The following is a 17,919-nucleotide window of genomic DNA, read 5'->3' as shown; positions in this document are numbered from 1 at the left end:
AGAAAGTCGTGGGCACGCTTCGCTTTGCCCACCCTACGGCAATGTGCCCCTACCGCAGCTTCCCCCGCGCCGCGACCGGCAGCGTGCCGATGATGTCCTCGCCGCGCACCATCACCACCTCGTCCATCATGTTGACGACGACGCAGACATGGTTCGGAACGATGCGGACGACGTCGCCGACATTCGGGCGCGTGTTGCTGCGGGAGAGGTCGAGGAAGCCGTGCTCCTCGGCGAATTTCGCGATTTTCGCTTCGGGGTGCTCCAGGATCAGACCGTGGCCGTCGAGCCCGCCGGTGTCTGTCGTCAGCGTCTTCGAGCCAGCGTCCAGAATGCCGCGCTCGGGCGCGGCGCGGCTCACCACCGTCGAATAGATGTGCAGCGCGCAATCATCCCAGGTCGCCGAGCCCGCGGCGACCTGCATGCGATCGTTGTAGATGTAGGTGCCGAAGCGGTGCTCGGTGCCGCCTTTGAGCTTGCCGATATTGACGAGGTTCGGCGTGCCGCCGGTCGAGACGATCTTGGCGTCCAGCCCGTGCGCGCGCACGCCGGCCAGCGCCTCGTCGTAAAACTTCTGCGCCTCAGCCCAGCCGGTCTCGGTCGGATACAGCATGAAGCCGGCGAACTCGAGTCCCTCAGACGCCGCAATCTCGCGTGCCAGGGCAATCGCCTCGGCCGGCGTCTCGACGCCGGCGCGCTTGCGCCCCGTGTCGCATTCGACCACGACCGCGAGCGGGCGGCCTGACGCGGCAGCGGCTTTCGGCAGGCCGGCGACGACGGTCGAATTGTCGGCCGCGACCGTCATGTTGGCCTTCGCCTGCAACGCGCCGAGGCGGGCCATCTTCTCGTCGCCCAGCAGATTGTAGCTGATCAGGATGTCGTCGATGCCGGCATTGGCCATGATCTCGGCTTCGCCCAGCTTCTGGCAGGTGATGCCCTTGGCGCCGGCCGCGACCTGCATCTTGGCAATGGTCGGGTTCTTGTGCGTCTTGATGTGGGGACGATTGGCGATCCCGGCGTCGTCGCAGGCCTTCTGGATCCGCGCGATGTTCCGTTCGACCCTATCCATGTCGATGACGGCACAGGGCGTGCCGTATTCGCGGGCGATCTTGGCTGCGAGAGTTGTTGTCATGAGTTATGCCTGTTCAATCTCTTCACGGAGCATTTCAAGTTCGAGCCAGCGCTCTTCGGCGGCCGACAGCTCTTCGTGGGCCTTGGCGATGGCGGCCGACGTATCGTCGAATTTTTTGCGATCTTTCGCATAGAGACTGGGATCGTCGAGCACGCGCTGCAATTTTGCAATATCGGCGTGCAACGTTTCCATCTTCTTCGGCAGCGTTTCCAGCGCGTGCTTCTCGTTGAAGCTGAGCTTGCGCTTGGGCGCGGACGAGGGGACCGCGGCGCGCTCGTCCTTCTTCTCCGCAAGCGGTGGCGCCTTCGGCGCCTCGCGCTTCAAATCGGCGCCACGTTGGCTCAGCATGTCGCTGTAGCCGCCGGCATATTCGATCCACTTGCCGTTACCCTCGGGCGCGATCACGGAGGTGACGACGCGGTCGAGGAAGTCGCGGTCGTGGCTGATCAGGATCACGGTGCCTTCGTAGTCGCCGAGCATCTCCTCGAGCACGTCGAGCGTTTCGAGGTCGAGATCGTTGGTCGGCTCGTCGAGCACCAGGAGATTCGACGGCTTTGCCAGCGCGCGCGCCAGCATCAGCCTGCCGCGCTCCCCACCGGAGAGCGCCTCCAGCGGCGTGCCGCGCTGCTCCTGCGCGAACAGAAAATCCTTCATGTAGCCGACGACGTGCTTCGGCTTGCCGCCGACCATGATTTGATCGCCGCGGCCGCCGGTGAGCGCTTCGGCCAGCGTCGATTTGGGATCGAGGCTTTCGCGGTGCTGGTCGAGAGTAGCCATCTCCAGGTTGGCACCGAGACGTATCGTGCCGGAATCGGGCTGCATGCCGCCGGTGAGCAGATTGACCAGCGTGGTCTTGCCGGCGCCGTTCGGCCCGATGATGCCGAGGCGGTCGCCGCGCTGGATGCGGGTCGAAAAGTTCTCGACGATCTTGCGCTCGCCATACGATTTGGTGATGCCCTTGGCCTCGATCACCAGCTTGCCGGACTGCTCGGCCTCGCTGGCTGCGAGGTTGGCGTTGCCGGCGGTGCCGCGGTAATTGCGGCGCTGGGCGCGCAATGCGTGCAGATTGGCAAGGCGTTTGACGTTGCGCTTGCGCCGGCCGGAGACGCCGTGGCGCAGCCAGTGCTCCTCGTCGACGATCTTGCGGTCGAGCTTGTGCTGGTCGCGCTCCTCCTCGGCCAGCACCTCGTCGCGCCAGCTCTCGAACGAGGCGAAGCCGCGGTCGATCTGCTTGATCCTGCCGCGGTCGAGCCAGGCGGTTGAGCGCGAGAGGTTGGTGAGGAAGCGGCGGTCGTGGCTGATGATGACGAGCGCGCTGCGCCTGGAGTCGAGCTCCTGCTCCAGCCATTCGATGGTGGCGAGATCGAGATGGTTGGTCGGCTCGTCCAGCAGCAGAATGTCGGGCGAGGGCGCCAACACGAACGCCAGCGCGGCGCGGCGCGCCTCGCCGCCGGAGAGGTCGTGCGGGTTCTCCTCGCCGGTGAGGCCGAGCTGCTCCAGGAGATAGCGCGCCTGGTGCTGGTCGTCGCCGGGCGCGAGCCCGGATTCGACATAAGCGAGCGTGGTCTTGTGCGCGCCAAAATCCGGCTCCTGCGGCAGGTAGCGCACCGTTGCGCCCGGCTGCACGAAGCGCGTGCCGGAATCCGGCTCGACCAGGCCGGCTGCGATCTTCAGCAGCGTCGACTTGCCGGAGCCGTTGCGGCCGATCAGGCAGACCCGTTCGGATGGCGCAACGTTGAGCTCGACGCCTGAGAGCAGCGGCGTGCCGCCGAAGGTCAGCCGGATGTCTTTCAGTTGGATCAACGGCGGCGCCATGGTCAGCCTTGGCTCGTTGCGGCCTGATCTGCGCGGCGGCGCTGGATCCGGCGCAGCGTTTGGTCGAGCGCCGAGAGGAAGGTGGAGCGGTCTCGTGGCAAGAACGAGCGTGGGCCGCCGGTGACTTCGCCGGCCGAGCGCAGATCGGTCATCAGATTGCGCACCGCCAGCGTCATGCCGATCGATTCCTCCGTGAAAGGCTTGCCGTTCGGGGCGATCACGTCGGCGCCCGCCTTCACACAGCGGCTCGCCAGCGGGATGTCCGAGGTCACGACCACGTCGCCGGGCCTGGCGCGCTCGGCGATCCAGTCGTCGGCCGCATCCATGCCGCTACCCGCAGCGATGCGCTCGATCAGCGGGTCCTGCGGCACGCGGATGAAGTTGCCGGCGACGACGCTCACGGGCACGCCGTGCCGGAGCGCGACGCGGTAGATCTCGTCCTTCACCGGACAGGCGTCGGCGTCGACATAGATGCGGGTCGGGGTATCGGTCATTCGCCGCGTGGTACCCCATTCAGGCCGCAAAGGCGAGGGGGATTGACCGCTGTTCCCCGGCGCCTACCATCGGCCGCGAACAACAAGAAATGGGAACGCCAACCATGCCGAACCGGCTCGAAACCTACCGCGTCGAGGCCTACAACACCGCCAAACAGTCCGAAAACAAGATGCACGATGACAATGTGGCGCGCCGCTTCGGCTTTTCCGGCGGGCTGGTCCCCGGCGTCGACGTCTTCGCCTACATGATGCACGTGCCGATCGCGCGCTGGGGCCGCGATTTCCTCTCACGTGGGCTGGTCGAGGCCCGCTTCATCAAGCCTGTTTATGACGGCGAGACCGCCGATGTCGATGCCACCGAGCATAACCGCCTGCTGACCATCGAGGTGTTCAGCCGCACCGAGCTCTGCGCCACGGGAACGGCGTCGCTGCCGGCGGCGGTGCCGGCGGTGTCGTTGAGCGACTATGTCGAAGTCCCCGCCGTCGCCGAGCGCAAGCCTGTCAGTCCTGCGACATTCGAGATGGGCAAATGGCTCGGCACGACGCCGCGCCGCTGGGCCGGCCAGGATGCGGCCGACTATCTCACTGACGTCAGGGAGGCCGATCCGATCTTCGCGCGCGAAGGGTTAGGCCATCCCGGCCTGATCCAGCGCGTCATGAACCGCGTGCTGGTGGACAACACCATCCTGGGCCCCTGGATCCACGTCGGCAGCCGCATGCAGCTGCTGTCCGCGGCGCACGCCGGCGACGAGATCACCGCGCGCGCAAAAGTCACTGCGAACTACGAGAAGAAGGGCCACCGCTTCGTCGAGCTCGACGCGCTGGTCGTCGCCAACGGCACGACACCGCTCGCGCATTGCCAGCACACCGCGATCTACCAGCCGCGCGAGCAGGCGGCGGCGTAGGCGGAAGGCCGAGCCCGTCACTCCAAAGACGGTGTCATGCCCCGGCTTGACCGGGGCATCCAGTACGCCGCGGCCCATCCATGAATCACGACTGCCTCGGAGTACTGGATCGCCCGATCAAGTCGGGCGATGACAGCTGTGCGTGTGGACGCGGCGAATGACCGTCTGCGAAAGAGCCCCTTACGCCGCCTTGGCCTTCGCCTCCTGGATCGCGCGCCACACCCGCTCCGGGGTCAGCGGCATGTCGATATGCTTGATGCCGTAGTCGGAGAGCGCATCGATCACCGCGTTCACCACCGTCGACAGGCTGCCGGCGCAGCCGGCTTCGCCGCAGCCCTTGCTGCCGAGCGGGTTGGTGGTGGCGGGCACCGGGTGATCGCCGACCGTCATGTTGGGGACGTCCTCCGCGCGGGGCAGGGCGTAGTCCATCAGTGAGCCTGTGATCGGCTGGCCATTGTCGTCGTAGCGGATGTGCTCCATCAGCGCCTGGCCGATGCCCTGGACCACACCGCCATGGAGCTGGCCCGCAACCAGCAACGGATTGATCACCGTGCCGAAATCGTTGACCGCGCTGTAGCGCACGATCTGCACCACACCGGTGTCCGGGTCGATCTCGACCTCGGCGACGTGGCAGCCGTTCGGGAAGGCCGAGGCGACCGGTTCGCTGGTGTGGTCGACATCGAGGCTGTCAGGCACGCCCTCCGGCACCTTGCCGTCGTGCAGCTTCTTTGCGAGCTCCATGATGTCGATGCTGCGATCGGTGCCGGCGATCGTAAAGCTGCCGTCGGCAAACTCGATATCGGCTTCGGATGCTTCCAGCATATGCGCGGCCGCGCGCTTGCCCTTCTCGATGACGAGCTTTGCGGCGCCCACGATGGCCTGGCCGGTCGCGGTGATCGAGCGCGAGCCGCCGGTGCCGTTGCCGGTGTGGACGATGTCGCTGTCGCCCTGCACGAGCTTCACGCTCTCGAAGGGGACGCCGAGCTGCTCGCACAGCACCTGCGCGAACGGCGTGGCATGGCCCTGGCCGTAATCGAGCGTGCCGGTGATGAGCTGCACGGTGCCGTCAGGATCGAACACGATCTTGCCGAGCTCGGGGCTCGGCGGCGCCGTGACCTCGAGATAGGAGCCGACCGCAATGCCGCGCAGCTTGCCCGCCTTCTTGCTCTCCTTCTTGCGCTTGGCGAAGTTCTCGTGGTCGGAGATCTCGAGCGCCTTGTTGAACACGGCCTGGAAGTCGCCGCTGTCATAGGTGACGCCGGACGACGCCGCGAACGGGATCTGGTTCGGCTTGATGAAGTTGCGCTTACGCAAGGTCAGCCGATTGATGCCCATCTCGTCGGCGGCGCGGTCGATCAGCCGCTCCATGTAATAGTTCGCCTCGGGCCGGCCGGCGCCGCGATAGGCCCCCATCAGCGTGGTGTTGGTCAGCACCACCTTGATGTCGACCGCCATCAGCGGCGTGCGATAGACGCTGGAGAAGTTCTTGCCGGTGTTGAGCGAAAGCGGCCCCGGCGCGACGCCGGTGATGTAGGCGCCGAGATTGCCGTAGCCGGACAGTTTTGCCGCGAGGAAGTGCCCCTCGGTATCGAGCGCGAGCTCGGCGTGGATCTTCTGGGCGCGGCCGTGGCTGTCGGAGAGGAAGCTGGTCGAGCGCTCGTCCAGCCACTTCACCGGGCGTCCCAGTGCCTTCGCCGCATACAGAATGCACATGTACTCGGGATAGTTGATGTTCTTCATGCCGAAGGAGCCGCCGACATTGGCGGTGAGGATGCGCACCTTCTCGTTCGGCACCTTCAGGTTCTTCGCGAGATTGGCGCGGTTGCCGGCAACGCCCTGCGTCGGCACCTGAAGCGTGTAGCGCTCGGTCTTCTTGTCGTAGGAGGCAAGCCCCACGCGCGGCTCCATCGAGACCACGGCAACGCGGGTGTTCTCGATGTCGAGCTTGGTCACATGAGCGGCGCTGGCGAAGGCGGCGTTCACCTTGTCCATGTCGCCATAGTGGTAGTCGAGCGCGACGTTACCAGGAATGTGGTCATAGAGCTGCGGCGCGCCGGGCTTGGCGGCTTGCTCGGGGTCCGTCACCGCCGGCAGCGGCTCGATGTCGAGGTCGACCGCCTCGGCCGCGTCGCGCGCCTGAGCCAGCGTCTCGGCCACCACGAAGGCGACGGGATCGCCGACGAAGCGGACCTTGTCGGTCGCCAGGGGCTGGCGGTTGGTCTGGAGCAGGGGCGAGCCGTCGCGGCTCTTCAGCGGCAGGCCGCAGGTGAAGGGGCCATAGCCGGCGGCATCAAGATCCTTCCCGGACCACGCCCCCAGCACGCCCGGCATCGCCTTGGCGGCATCGAGGCCGATGCTGCGGATGAATCCATGGGCATGGGTCGAGCGGACGACTACGGCATAGGCCTGGTTCGGCAGGTTGAAATCGTCGGTGTAGCGGCCCTTGCCGCGCACCAGCGTGTCATCCTCCTTGCGGCGGACCGGTTGCCCGACGCCATACTTTTGCAGTGCAATAGCGTTCTCGAGCGTCGACGATTTGGTGTGTTCTTGCATGGGAATTGACCTGAAAAGCCGGCATTTGCGCATTTTCGCGGCAGCGGAGCACCGGACTCCCTCAAATAACCCACCACCCCCGTTCACGACAACGCACGATTGGACATGGTCCCATGTGATGCGTTGTTGCGCAGGCCTGCCGCGCTGCTAATGTTTCAGGCGAATAATCAATTCCAGACCGGCCCGACCGGCCGCGGAAAGACAGTTTGTATGAATGACCACACGCGGCTCCGCGACGGCCATGCGCCGCATAGCGAGCTGGAGGGGTCGATGGCGGCGGTGGCGTTGGCCACCAATCCTGCCGTCGGCGCGCAGGCGCCGGGAACCGGCGTCTATGCGGCGCTGGACCTCGGCACCAACAATTGCAGGCTGCTGATCGCCTGTCCGACTCAGGACGGCTTTCGTGTGGTCGATTCCTTCTCGCGCATCATCCGGCTCGGGGAGGGCGTCTCGGCGACCGGGTGCATCAGCGACGCCGCGATCGAGCGCGCCATCGCCGCGCTCAGCATCTGCCGCGACAAGATCAATCTGCGGAAGGCACGGCGGCTGCGGCTGATCGCGACCGAAGCCTGCCGCGCGGCTTCGAACGCGGAAGGTTTCCGCAGCCGCGTTGCGGCCGAGACCGGCATCGAGCTCGAGGTGATCGACCGCGAGACCGAGGCCGCGCTCGCCGTGCTGGGCTGCTCGCCGCTGGTCGATCCCAGGGGACGGGGCGCGATCCTGTTCGACATCGGCGGCGGCTCCACCGAGCTGGTGCGGATCGAGCGCGACCCGGAAAAGCCGGAACCGCGCATCAAGGCCTGGATGTCGATTCCCTATGGTGTGGTCACGCTCGCTGAGCAGTTCGGCGGACGCGACGTCACGCCAGAGATCTATGCCGCCATGGAGCAGGAGGTCGCAAGCCACGTCGCGCCATTCGCCGAGGAGCACGGCCGCGATCTCGCCGACATGCACCTGCTCGGCACGTCGGGCACGGTGACGACGCTGGCCGGCATCCATCTCAACCTCGCGCGCTACGACCGCCGCCGCATCGACAGCATCTGGATGAACGATGCCGACATCACCGCGACCATCAACAAGCTGCTCGGCATGAGCTACGAGGAGCGTGCCGCCAACAGCTGCATCAGCGTCGAGCGTGCCGATCTTGTGCTGGCCGGCTGCGCCATCCTCGACGCTATCCGCCGCGCCTTTCCGCTGCCGCGCCTGCGCGTCGCCGACCGCGGCTTGCGCGAGGGCATGCTGGTCGAGATGATGCGCGAGGACGGCGCGCTCAGGAGCTGGTGAGTATGGCCAAGGACACCACCGGCCGCTTGCACGTCCAGGTCAAGACCGGCGGCAAGCGCAAATTGTCGTCGAAGCTGTGGCTGGAGCGGCAGCTCAACGATCCCTATGTCGCCAAGGCCAAGGCGGCGGGCTATCGCTCGCGCGCCGCGTTCAAGCTCTTGGAGATGGACGACAAGTTCCGGCTTCTGAAGCCCGGCATGGCCGTGGTCGATCTCGGCGCTGCACCCGGCGGCTGGAGCCAGATCGCCGCCAAGCGCGTCGGATCATTGGAAGGCAAGGGCAAGGTCATCGCCATCGATCTGCTCGAGATGCCCGAGATTCCGGGCGTGGATTTCGCGCAGCTCGACTTCATGGACAACGACGCGCCCGAGAAGCTGACCGCCATGCTGGGCGGCAAGGCCGACGTCGTGATGTCCGACATGGCGGCCAACACCACCGGCCACCGCAAGACCGACCAGCTCCGCATCGTCGGCCTCGTCGAGACCGCGGCGGCCTTTGCCTGCGACGTGCTCAAACCCGGCGGCACGTTCCTGGCGAAAACGTTCCAGAGCGGCGCTGATGCCGAGCTGCTGGCCCAGCTCAAGCGCGACTTTGCAACGGTGCGTCACGTCAAGCCGGCGGCGAGCCGTCAGGATTCGTCCGAACGCTATGTGCTGGCGACGGGATTTCGCGGCGGGGGAGCGGCGTAGCCTCGCACTCCGTCATTGCGAGGAGCTCTTGCGACGAAGCAATCCAGAGTGCTTCTGCGGAGAGATTCTGGATTGCTTCGCTTCGCTCGCAATGACGGGAGGAGACTACCCCAGCCGCTGATCCCGCACGTCCTGCGTATCCTCGGATGCCGCCTTGACCGCGGCCTTCTCCGCACCCTTGCCGGCGCCCTTGCGGCTCGCGATCTCCACCGCCTTGCGTCCAGAAATCTCGTGGCCGGCGTCCGCAGGCATCTGCCAAAAGAACCAGCTCGAGGCCGCCGAGGTCAGCGCGACTACGACGAAGGCGGGCGCGAACACCGTGGCGTTGAGCTCGCTGACATGGCTGAACCACATCGTGGTCTCGACACAGGCCGCGCCGACGGCGACGCCGGCCGAGATCGCGAGCTGCTGGTTGACGCTGACGAGGGTGGTGGCGCGGCTCATTTGCGCGGTCTCGACGTCGGCATAGGCGACCGTGTTGATCGCGGTGAACTCAAGCGAGCGAAAGAAGCCGCCGACCACCAGGATCACCATGATGATGAGCAGCGGCGTCGTCACCGTAAACAGCGCGCAGACGCCGAGGAAGAACGCGCTGATGATCGCGTTCACCGTCATCAAATTGCGGAAGCCGAACGTGCGGATGATCCGCGCAGCCAGCGTCTTCATGCCCATGGCCCCGAGCGAGGAGGCAAAGGTGACGAGGCCGGAATGGAACGGGGACAGGCCGAAGCCGATCTGCATCAGGAGCGGCAGCAGGAACGGCAGTGCGCCGATGCCGAGCCGGAACAGGAAGCCGCCGAACACGGCGGCGCGCAGCGTCGGCAGCTTCAGGAGCGAGAAGTCCAGCACCGGCGATCCGGTCCGCCGCGCATGGATGACGTAGAGCGTCATCGAGATCGCACCGCCCACGATCAACGCGGCGACGGTGCTCCATGGCAGAAGGTTGAGGCCGGCAACGGAAAGGCCGAAGGCGATGCCTGCGAGCCCCAGCCCAGAGAGCACCATGCCGTAGAGATCGAACGGCTCCTGCGTCTCGCTCTTGATGGGATCGATGAAGCGCAGCGCCATGAAGATCCCGAGCAGCCCGATCGGGATGTTGATCAGGAAGATCCAGTGCCAGGACGCATAGGTCGTGATGAAGCCGCCGAGCGGCGGGCCGATCACGGGACCGATCAGGGCAGGGACCGTCACCCAAGCCATGGCGTTGACCAGCGCGCTCTTATCGACCGAACGCAGCAGCACGAGGCGCCCGACCGGCGTCATCATGGCGCCGCCCATGCCTTGCAGGATGCGCGCGAACACGAAGTCGGTGACCGAGGTCGAGAGCGCGCAGCCGACCGAGCCGACCATGAAGACGCCGACGGCGATCGCGAACACCATCCGCGCGCCAAACCGGTCGGCGGTCCAGCCGCTCGCCGGAATGAACACCGCGAGCGACAGCAGATAGGAGGTGATCGCGAGCTTCAGCGTCAGCGGGCTGGTGCCGATGTCGGCCGCGATCGCCGGCAGCGAGGTGGCGATCACGGTCGAATCCATGTTCTCCATGAAGAGAGCCGTGGCCACGATCAGCGGAATGACGCGTTGCTTGTCGACCATGAGGGCAATGAAATCGGAAGGAGGAGTGGAGTTGCGGCTTATCACCGCCGTCCGCCGCCGACCATTGCGGATCCATGCATGGTACCTAAATCCCGCGTAACAACGGTGTGACCGTCTTTCGTCATTCCGGGGCGCGCCCACTTGGCGCGAACGCGGAATCCATCGGACTGCAGCATCCGCTGCGCGATGGATTCCGGGCTCGCGACTTCGTCGCGCCCCGGAATGACCGGAGGAGGGACGGCGTACCGAGCCCAACCCCGCTGAATCGGCCAAAAAACCCCTGTGCATGGCTGGCCAGCGGCCCGAATTGCTTTGATTCGTCACGCGGCCGTGCTATCGACCCGCGTCAACCCCACCGATGGGCTCCGATTCTCAAGGCGTTGCCGCAAGGGACGCCGAGGGCGGCGCTCATCCATTAGCATTTGCGGCAGGGCCGCAGGAAGGAGTTGGCAGATGGCCACGGTGCAACTTCAGGGCATCCGCGAAGCCTTTACGTTCGACGACGTGCTGTTGAAGCCGGGCCTGTCCGACGTCATGCCGGGCGAGGTCGACATTCGCTCCCGCGTCACCCGCGCCATTCCGCTCAACATCCCGATCATGGCCTCGGCCATGGACACCGTCACCGAGGCCCGCATGGCGATCGCCATGGCGCAGGCCGGCGGCCTTGGCGTCATCCACCGCAATTTCGATCCCGAAGGGCAGGCCGCCCAGGTGCGGCAGGTCAAGCGCTACGAGTCCGGCATGGTGGTGAACCCGCTCACCATCAGCCCCGACGCCACGCTCGACGACGCGCTCAAGCTGATGAGCGATCACGGCATATCCGGCATTCCCGTCGTCACCGGCGCCGGCAAGAACACGCCCGGCAAGCTGGTCGGCATCCTCACCAACCGCGACGTGCGCTTTGCCACCGACCGCCGGCAAAAAGTCTCCGAGCTGATGACCCGTGAAGGGCTCGTCACGGTCCGTGAGAATGTCAACCAGGATGAGGCGCGGCGGATGCTGCACCAGCACCGCATCGAGAAGCTGCTGGTGGTCGACGATCAATATCGCTGCGTCGGGCTCATCACCGTGAAGGACATGGAGAAGGCGGTTGCTCATCCGCTCGCCTGCAAGGACGGGCAGGGGCGTCTTCGCGTCGCTGCCGCCACCACGGTCGGCGATACCGGATTCGAGCGCACCGAGCGGCTGATCGATGCCGGCGTCGACCTTGTCGTCGTCGACACCGCGCACGGCCATTCCCGTCACGTGCTGCAGGCGGTGAACCGCATCAAGCGCCTGTCCAATTCGGTGCAGGTGGTCGCCGGCAACGTTGCCACCACGGAAGGCGCGCAGGCGCTGATCGATGCGGGCGCGGATTGCATCAAGGTCGGCATCGGCCCGGGCTCGATCTGCACCACGCGCATCGTCGCCGGCGTCGGCGTGCCCCAGCTCACCGCGATCATGGATGCGGTCGAAGCGGCGAAGAAGGCCGACATCCCCGTCATCGCCGATGGCGGCATCAAATTTTCCGGCGACCTTGCGAAAGCGCTCGCGGCCGGCGCCGACATCGCCATGGTCGGTTCGCTGCTCGCCGGCACCGACGAGACGCCCGGCGAAGTGTTTTTGTGGCAGGGCCGTTCCTACAAGGCCTATCGCGGCATGGGCTCGGTCGGCGCGATGGCGCGGGGATCGGCCGACCGCTACTTCCAGCAGGACATCAAGGACACGCTCAAGCTCGTGCCTGAGGGCATCGAGGGCCAGGTGCCCTACAAGGGCCCGGTCGGCAACGTCATGCATCAGCTCGCCGGCGGCTTGCGCGCCGCGATGGGCTATGTCGGCGCGCGCGACATGAAGGAGCTGCACGACAAGGCCCAGTTCGTCCGCATCACCGGCGCGGGCTTGCGCGAAAGCCACGTCCACGACGTCACCATCACGCGCGAGAGCCCGAACTATCCGGGCGGGGGTTAGGCGCTTCGGTCGCGCGCGCGTTTTGCGCGCGATAAGATACTGCCGTGCTTGGTTCGACCGGAGCGGCCCGCGACCGGATTTCGGATAAGCTCGTCGTCGCGGTCGCTCAGGTAAGGTTGAGATGCAATCCTACTCGGCGAATGGCGCTGCATCCACCAGATCAACCACCGAAGGCGCGCTGTATCCTTCGACAAAGCGTTCGCCGAAATCCCGGATGAAATTGTCGTAGCTTGTTTCCGGCCTGGTGCTTGCAATATGGCAGAAGCAGCGGCGGAATTGCCGCTTGATCTGCATTCGCGGGAATTCGGCGACGATCCGCGACACTTCGGCGGCGGGGATGATGTCGTATTGCAGCCCGATGACGTCGAAGCAGATGCCGGCCGTGGCGAGTGCAACCTCGCTCTCTTTGTAGAGAGCGATCGACGGGGTCGAGTTCAGCGCGACGCTGTCCCAGATCAGCTGGGCGCGGCGCCGGTCGAAGCCGCGCTCGGCGGCAAAGTGCCGCGCCAGGTCCGCGCCTTCGACCTCGAAGCGGCGAGGTCCGGCGAAGCTTTCATTCAGCGTGATGTCGTGCAGCAGGGTGCCGACCGCGAGCACCTCCTCATCGTGCACCACGTTCTGCAATTGTCCGAGCCTTGCCGCGAACAGCCACGAGCGGACGACGTGGTTGAACAGATACGGCGCGCAGTGCTGCCGCGCATGTTCGATTGCGGCATCGACTATGGGAGCGTCGGGAACGACGACGCCCGCGAGGGTGCGGTGGGCAGGTTTGTCCATGCTGCTGTCTTTCTCGTTGAGATCTGCAATTCAGGTGAACGAGATCGCTAGCTTCGGATGAATTTCAGCAGCTCGGCGTTGATCTGATCCTGATGGGTGGCGGTCAGGCCGTGCGGGGCCCCCGGGTAGTAGACGTCCTTGGCGCCCTTGATCAGCTTCGCCGATTTGCGCGCGGAGTCCTTGACCGGCACGATCTGGTCGTCCTCGCCGTGCAGGACCAGGGTCGGCACGTCGAACTTCTTCAGGTCCTCGGTGAAATCAGTTTCCGAGAAAGCTTTGACGCTCTCATAGGCATTCTTGGCGCCTGCCTGCATGCTCCACAGCCAGAACTGGTCGAGCGTGCCCTGCGAGACTTTTGCACCCGGCCGGTTTGCGCCGTAGAAGGCAATCGCCAGATCCTTGTAGTATTGCGACCGGTCGCCGGCGACGCCTGCACGAATGGCATCGAACACCTCGACCGGAAGTCCCTCCGGGTTGGCTTCGGTCTTCAGCATGATCGGCGGCACCGCCGCGATCAGTACCGCCTTGGCGACGCGACCGGTACCATGGCGGCCGATATAGCGCGCGACCTCGCCACCGCCGGTGGAATGGCCGATCAGCGTGGCGTCCCGTAAATCAAGCGCTTCGATCACCGCGGCGAGATCGTCGGCATAGCCGTTCATGTCGTTGTGCTCCGAGGCCTGGCTGGAGCGACCATGCCCGCGCCGGTCGTGCGCGACGACGCGAAAGCCGTGCTGGACAAGGAACAGCATCTGGCCGTCCCAGGCGTCTGCATTCAGCGGCCAGCCGTGCGAGAAGGTCACGACAGGGCCTTGGCCCCAGTCCTTGTAATAGATCTCGGTGCCGTCCCTAGTGGTGATCGTGCTCATCGTTTTGCGTCCTTTGGGGTGAGGAGAGAGTTGTGGAGCCAGTCGGCGAGCCGGGTCCGCCCGAGCTGCGGCTCGTCGCCCGGCGTCAGCGACTGATCGTTCAGGGTCAGGCCGAAATAGTCGGCGTGGATATCGGGGATCACTCGGCGCGTGTCGCCCCTGGCGGCCAGAACCTGCTGCGCGAAGTCATCGAGGCCGCGCCTTTCGGGACCAGCGATCTCGACTATGCGGTTGCGGGGCGGACCGAGCGCCAATTCGGTCAGTGTGGCCGCGACGTCGTCGGCAGCGACGGGCTGGAGATGCGCAGGCGACAGCCGGATCACGTCGCCCTCGGCGCCGCCTGCGATGATCGCGTCGATGAATTCGAAGAACTGGGTCGCGCGCAGGATGGTGTATGGAAGGCTTGATGCTTGGATGAGCTCCTCTTGCACAAGCTTTGCGCGGAAATAGCCGCTCGTCTGCAGTCGGTCGGTGCCCACCACCGACAGCGCGAGATGATGCTTCACCTCGGCGGCGGTTTCGGCCGCCAGCAGGTTGCGGCCCGAGGTCCGGAAGAAATCCATCGCGGTCTTGTCGTCGAAGGCCGGCGAGTTCGCGACGTCGATTACGACTTGTGCACCGTCGACTGCCTCGGCGAGGCCCTCGCGGGTCAATGTGTTGACGCCGGAGGAGGGCGAGGCCGCGACCACCTCGTGGCCTTTGGCCTGAAGCCTGCGCACCACATTGCTTCCGATCAGGCCGCTGCCGCCGATCACCACGATCTTCATTGTGCCCTCGCGTCTCGTTCGCTCTAGAGGCGGCAAGGATGCGCCGGAATCCGGCCCAAGACCTTGGTATGGACGTGCAGCGCCCTTGGTTTTTGCTTGAAATCTACTTGCAGTTTCGTCCAAACAGGGCGCAGCAGCATCGGCTGGGTGCGCCGAGAGCGGGATGCCGCTCGGGTTTCAATCAGGGTCTTTGTGGTGCGGTTCACCTTCGAAGCCTATGTCCTCGATGAGGACCGGCGGGAGTTGCGGCGGGACTCCGAGGCGGTCAGCCTCACGCCGCAGGCTTTCGATCTGCTGCTGTATCTGGTGCGCAACCGCGGCCACGTCGTCAGCAAGAATGATCTGTTCGACACGGTCTGGGGCGGGCGGATCGTCTCGGAATCGACGCTGGCCAGCCACATCAACGCTGTGCGCAGGGCGCTGGAAGACAGTGGAGAGGGACAGCGGCTGATTCGAACCGTTCCGCGCAAGGGGTTCCGCTTCGTCGGCGAGGTGCACGTAGCGGCCGATCAGCGCATCGCGATCGTGCCGTCGGCGGAGAAGCCGGTTGCCGCGCTCGACCTGCCCGACCGGCCCTCGATCGCAGTGCTGCCGTTTCTGAACCTGAGCGGGGACCCCGCTCAGGACTACTTCGCCGACGGCGTCGTCGAAGACATCATCTTCGGTCTGTCGCGAATCCGCTGGCTGTTCGTGATCGCCCGCAATTCCAGCTTCACCTACAAGGGCCGCGCGGTCGATGTGAAGCAAATTGGCCGCGAACTGGGCGTGCGCTACGTCCTGGAAGGCAGCGTGCGCCGCTCCGCTGGCCGCGTGCGCATCACCGGACAATTGATCGACGCCTCTACCGGCGCTCATCTGTGGGCTGAACGGTTCGAGAGCGCGATGGACGACATCTTCGAACTGCAGGACCAGATCACCGCCAGCGTCGTCGGCGCGATTGCGCCGCAGCTCGAACTCGCCGAAATCGAACGCGCCAAGCGCAAACCGACCGAAAGCCTCGATGCCTACGACTATTATCTCCGCGGGCTGGCGCAATTCCACACCGCGACCCGCGACGGAATCGATGCGGCGTTGCCACTGTTCTACGGGGCGATCGATCGCGATCCGGACTTTGCTGCGGCTTATGGCATGGCGGCGTGGTGCTTTTACTGGCGCAAGATGAATCGCTGGCTCGCAGACCGCGCCGCCGATGGCGCCGAGGCGGCGCGGTTGTGCCAGCGCGCGGTGACGCTGAACAAGAACGACGCAGTTGCATTGTGCCGTGGCGGCCACGCATGGCCCCATTTCGGCGGCGATCTGGACACCTGCGTCGCCCATGTAGACCGCGCGCTGGTGCTCAATCCGAATTCGTCGACGATCTGGTATCTCGGCGGGTATCAACGAATCTCGATGGGCGAACACGACGGCGCGATCGACTATTTCAGTCGCGCCATGCGGCTCAGCCCGCTCGACCCCGAGATATTTCAGATGCAGACCGGGATCGCGATGGGACATCTGTATTGCCGCCGCTTCGACGAGGCGGTGGCGTCACTGCAGCGGGCGTCGCGGCAGATGCCGAACGTCCTGCGGGTGGCCGCCTTCATGGCGGCGAGCCATGCGCTGGCCGGGCGGATGGACGACGCCCGAGAAGCGATGGCCCACGTTCGCAGGCTGGATCCGACTTTACGGGTTGGCGTTTTGGAGGATTGGCTGCTCGTCCGCCGCCCGCAGGATTTCGCGCTCGCCTCGGAGGGCATGCGGATGGCCGGGCTACCCGAATGAAGGACGCTGTCTCGGCACAAAATGCTGGAAACGGCGACAACGGATCTGAACAGGCTTGATCGGCGATAGGCCTTGAATCGACGCTGACGCGCCCTCGGCTCCGAGGGGCCAACCGCTCACCGCTTTTGTGTTGACGCGCCTCGCTGCCTCCGCTTCCGTCCGTATCGAAAGACAAAAGGAGGAAGCCATGGCCCAAGCCAAACGCATCGTTCTCGCCGCGCGTCCCGTCGGCGAACCCAAGCCGTCTGATTTTCGCCTGGAGGAATTCGCCGTTCCGACGCCAGGGCAGGGCGAAGTCCTGCTGCGCACGATCTGGCTGTCGCTCGATCCCTATATGCGCGGGCGCATGAGCGAAGGGCCGTCCTACGCAGCTCCGGTGCCGGTCGGCGGCGTGATGGAAGGCGAGGCGGTCAGCGAGGTCGCGGCCTCCAACAATCCCGATTTCGCGGTCGGTGATATCGTGCGCATCCGCTCGGGCTGGCAGACTCATGCGATCTCGAACGGCAAGGGCCTGATTAAGGTGGACCCCAAGCTCGGGCCGATCTCGACCTCGATCGGCGTGCTCGGCATGCCCGGCATGACCGCCTATACCGGCCTGCTCGACATCGGCAAGCCGCAACCGGGCGAGACTGTCGTCGTTGCCGGTGCGTCCGGCGCGGTCGGTTCGGCGGTGGGGCAGATCGCGAAGATCAAGGGCGCACGCGCGGTCGGCATCGCCGGCGGCAAGGACAAGTGCGACTACGTCGTGAAGGAGCTCGGTTTCGATGCCTGCATCGATCACCGCGATCCCGATCTCGCCGCCAAGCTGAAGGAAGCCTGCCCAAAGGGCATCGACGTCTATTTCGAGAATGTCGGCGGTGCGGTGTTCGAGGCGGTGTTCCCGCTGCTCAACCCGTTTGCGCGCGTGCCGGTGTGCGGCCTGATCGCCCATTACAACGACACCGAGGCCAAGCCGCCGAAATGGGCCGCCAGCCTGATGCGCGCCACGCTGACCAAGCGGCTGACCTTCCGCGGCTTCATCGTCTCAGACTTTGCCGCCCGCCACGGCGACTTCCTGCGCGACATGTCCGCTTGGGTTCGCGACGGCAAGGTCAAGTACAAGGAGTTCGTCACCGAGGGCCTGGAAAGCGCCCCCGGCGCCTTCATGGGCCTGCTGAAGGGCGCCAATTTCGGCAAACAGTTGGTCCGGGTCGGGCCGGACAAGGCCTAGGCATGATCCGGAAAAGTGCGAAGCGGTTTTCCGGAAAGATCATGCCCAAACAACAACCTAAAGCGCGAGCGCATTGATCGCGCTTTAGGCGACAGGGAATGGGACTCACGTGGCCCCGCGGCC

14 protein-coding genes are annotated in these 17,919 nt (G+C 65.5%); 6 read left to right on the top strand and 8 right to left on the bottom strand.

The window, feature by feature from the left end:
- Nucleotides 1-49 precede the first annotated feature (49 nt).
- Genes XF30_RS24315 through XF30_RS24305 form a run of 3 tightly spaced genes read right to left on the bottom strand, consistent with a single transcriptional unit; the run spans nt 50 to nt 3,438 of the window.
- Entirely contained in the window at nt 50-1,129 is a 1,080-nt protein-coding gene (locus XF30_RS24315) for a D-TA family PLP-dependent enzyme (protein ID WP_109144061.1), read from the bottom strand.
- Nucleotides 1,130-1,132: 3 nt separating this feature from the next.
- On the bottom strand, nt 1,133-2,944 hold the full coding sequence (locus XF30_RS24310; RefSeq protein ID WP_109144060.1) for an ABC-F family ATP-binding cassette domain-containing protein: 1,812 nt from the start codon (nt 2,942-2,944) through the stop codon (nt 1,133-1,135).
- A gap of 2 nt (nt 2,945-2,946) precedes the next feature.
- Nucleotides 2,947-3,438 (bottom strand): YaiI/YqxD family protein, encoded by a 492-nt coding sequence (locus XF30_RS24305; RefSeq protein ID WP_109144059.1) that lies wholly within the window; start codon nt 3,436-3,438, stop codon nt 2,947-2,949.
- Between the two features lie 104 nt (nt 3,439-3,542).
- On the opposite strand from XF30_RS24305, the gene XF30_RS24300 reads away from it, so the two are divergent.
- Nucleotides 3,543-4,343, top strand: coding sequence for a hypothetical protein (locus XF30_RS24300; RefSeq protein ID WP_109144058.1), 801 nt, complete (start codon nt 3,543-3,545; stop codon nt 4,341-4,343).
- 180 nt (nt 4,344-4,523) lie between these two features.
- On the opposite strand, the gene XF30_RS24295 is transcribed toward XF30_RS24300, so the two are convergent.
- Entirely contained in the window at nt 4,524-6,896 is a 2,373-nt protein-coding gene (locus XF30_RS24295; RefSeq protein WP_109144057.1) for a xanthine dehydrogenase family protein molybdopterin-binding subunit, read from the bottom strand.
- 210 nt (nt 6,897-7,106) lie between these two features.
- Here XF30_RS24295 and XF30_RS24290 point away from each other — a divergent pair, with 210 nt between their 5' ends.
- Nucleotides 7,107-8,180 (top strand): Ppx/GppA phosphatase family protein, encoded by a 1,074-nt coding sequence (locus XF30_RS24290; RefSeq protein ID WP_109144056.1) that lies wholly within the window; start codon nt 7,107-7,109, stop codon nt 8,178-8,180.
- A gap of 2 nt (nt 8,181-8,182) precedes the next feature.
- Nucleotides 8,183-8,869 carry an RlmE family RNA methyltransferase gene (locus XF30_RS24285; protein WP_109144055.1) on the top strand — a complete coding sequence of 229 codons (687 nt, stop codon included), beginning with the start codon at nt 8,183-8,185 and terminating at the stop codon, nt 8,867-8,869.
- Nucleotides 8,870-8,974: 105 nt separating this feature from the next.
- Here XF30_RS24285 and XF30_RS24280 read toward each other — a convergent pair whose 3' ends face one another.
- On the bottom strand, nt 8,975-10,465 hold the full coding sequence (locus tag XF30_RS24280) for an MFS transporter (RefSeq protein ID WP_109144054.1): 1,491 nt from the start codon (nt 10,463-10,465) through the stop codon (nt 8,975-8,977).
- A 453-nt stretch (nt 10,466-10,918) separates the two neighbouring features.
- Here XF30_RS24280 and guaB point away from each other — a divergent pair, with 453 nt between their 5' ends.
- A complete protein-coding gene (guaB, locus tag XF30_RS24275) occupies nt 10,919-12,412 on the top strand; it encodes an IMP dehydrogenase (RefSeq protein WP_109144053.1) in 1,494 nt (497 codons plus the stop codon).
- Between the two features lie 129 nt (nt 12,413-12,541).
- Here guaB and XF30_RS24270 read toward each other — a convergent pair whose 3' ends face one another.
- From XF30_RS24270 to XF30_RS24260, 3 genes are read right to left on the bottom strand one after another with little or no spacing between them, the layout of a single operon-like run.
- Nucleotides 12,542-13,189 (bottom strand): HD domain-containing protein, encoded by a 648-nt coding sequence (locus tag XF30_RS24270; RefSeq protein ID WP_109144052.1) that lies wholly within the window; start codon nt 13,187-13,189, stop codon nt 12,542-12,544.
- 47 nt (nt 13,190-13,236) lie between these two features.
- Entirely contained in the window at nt 13,237-14,058 is an 822-nt protein-coding gene (locus XF30_RS24265; RefSeq protein ID WP_109144051.1) for an alpha/beta fold hydrolase, read from the bottom strand.
- Nucleotides 14,055-14,825: an SDR family oxidoreductase gene (locus XF30_RS24260; protein ID WP_109144050.1), complete on the bottom strand. Its 771-nt coding sequence runs from the start codon at nt 14,823-14,825 to the stop codon at nt 14,055-14,057. The genes XF30_RS24265 and XF30_RS24260 overlap by 4 nt, the downstream gene beginning before the upstream one ends.
- Nucleotides 14,826-15,020: 195 nt before the next feature.
- On the opposite strand from XF30_RS24260, the gene XF30_RS24255 reads away from it, so the two are divergent.
- Nucleotides 15,021-16,586: a winged helix-turn-helix domain-containing protein gene (locus tag XF30_RS24255; RefSeq protein ID WP_109145835.1), complete on the top strand. Its 1,566-nt coding sequence runs from the start codon at nt 15,021-15,023 to the stop codon at nt 16,584-16,586.
- A gap of 187 nt (nt 16,587-16,773) precedes the next feature.
- The gene (gene curA, locus XF30_RS24250; protein WP_036001009.1) at nt 16,774-17,796 is read left to right on the top strand and encodes an NADPH-dependent curcumin/dihydrocurcumin reductase; all 1,023 of its coding nucleotides are present in this window, start codon (nt 16,774-16,776) and stop codon (nt 17,794-17,796) included.
- Nucleotides 17,797-17,919: the final 123 nt, after the last annotated feature.

It is taken from the genome of Bradyrhizobium sp. SUTN9-2 (genome assembly GCF_003122645.1).
Classification (GTDB): Bacteria; Pseudomonadota; Alphaproteobacteria; order Rhizobiales; family Xanthobacteraceae; genus Bradyrhizobium; species Bradyrhizobium yuanmingense.
Note: the sequence above shows the minus strand (reverse complement) of the source record. Positions and strands in the feature narration are given on the sequence as shown.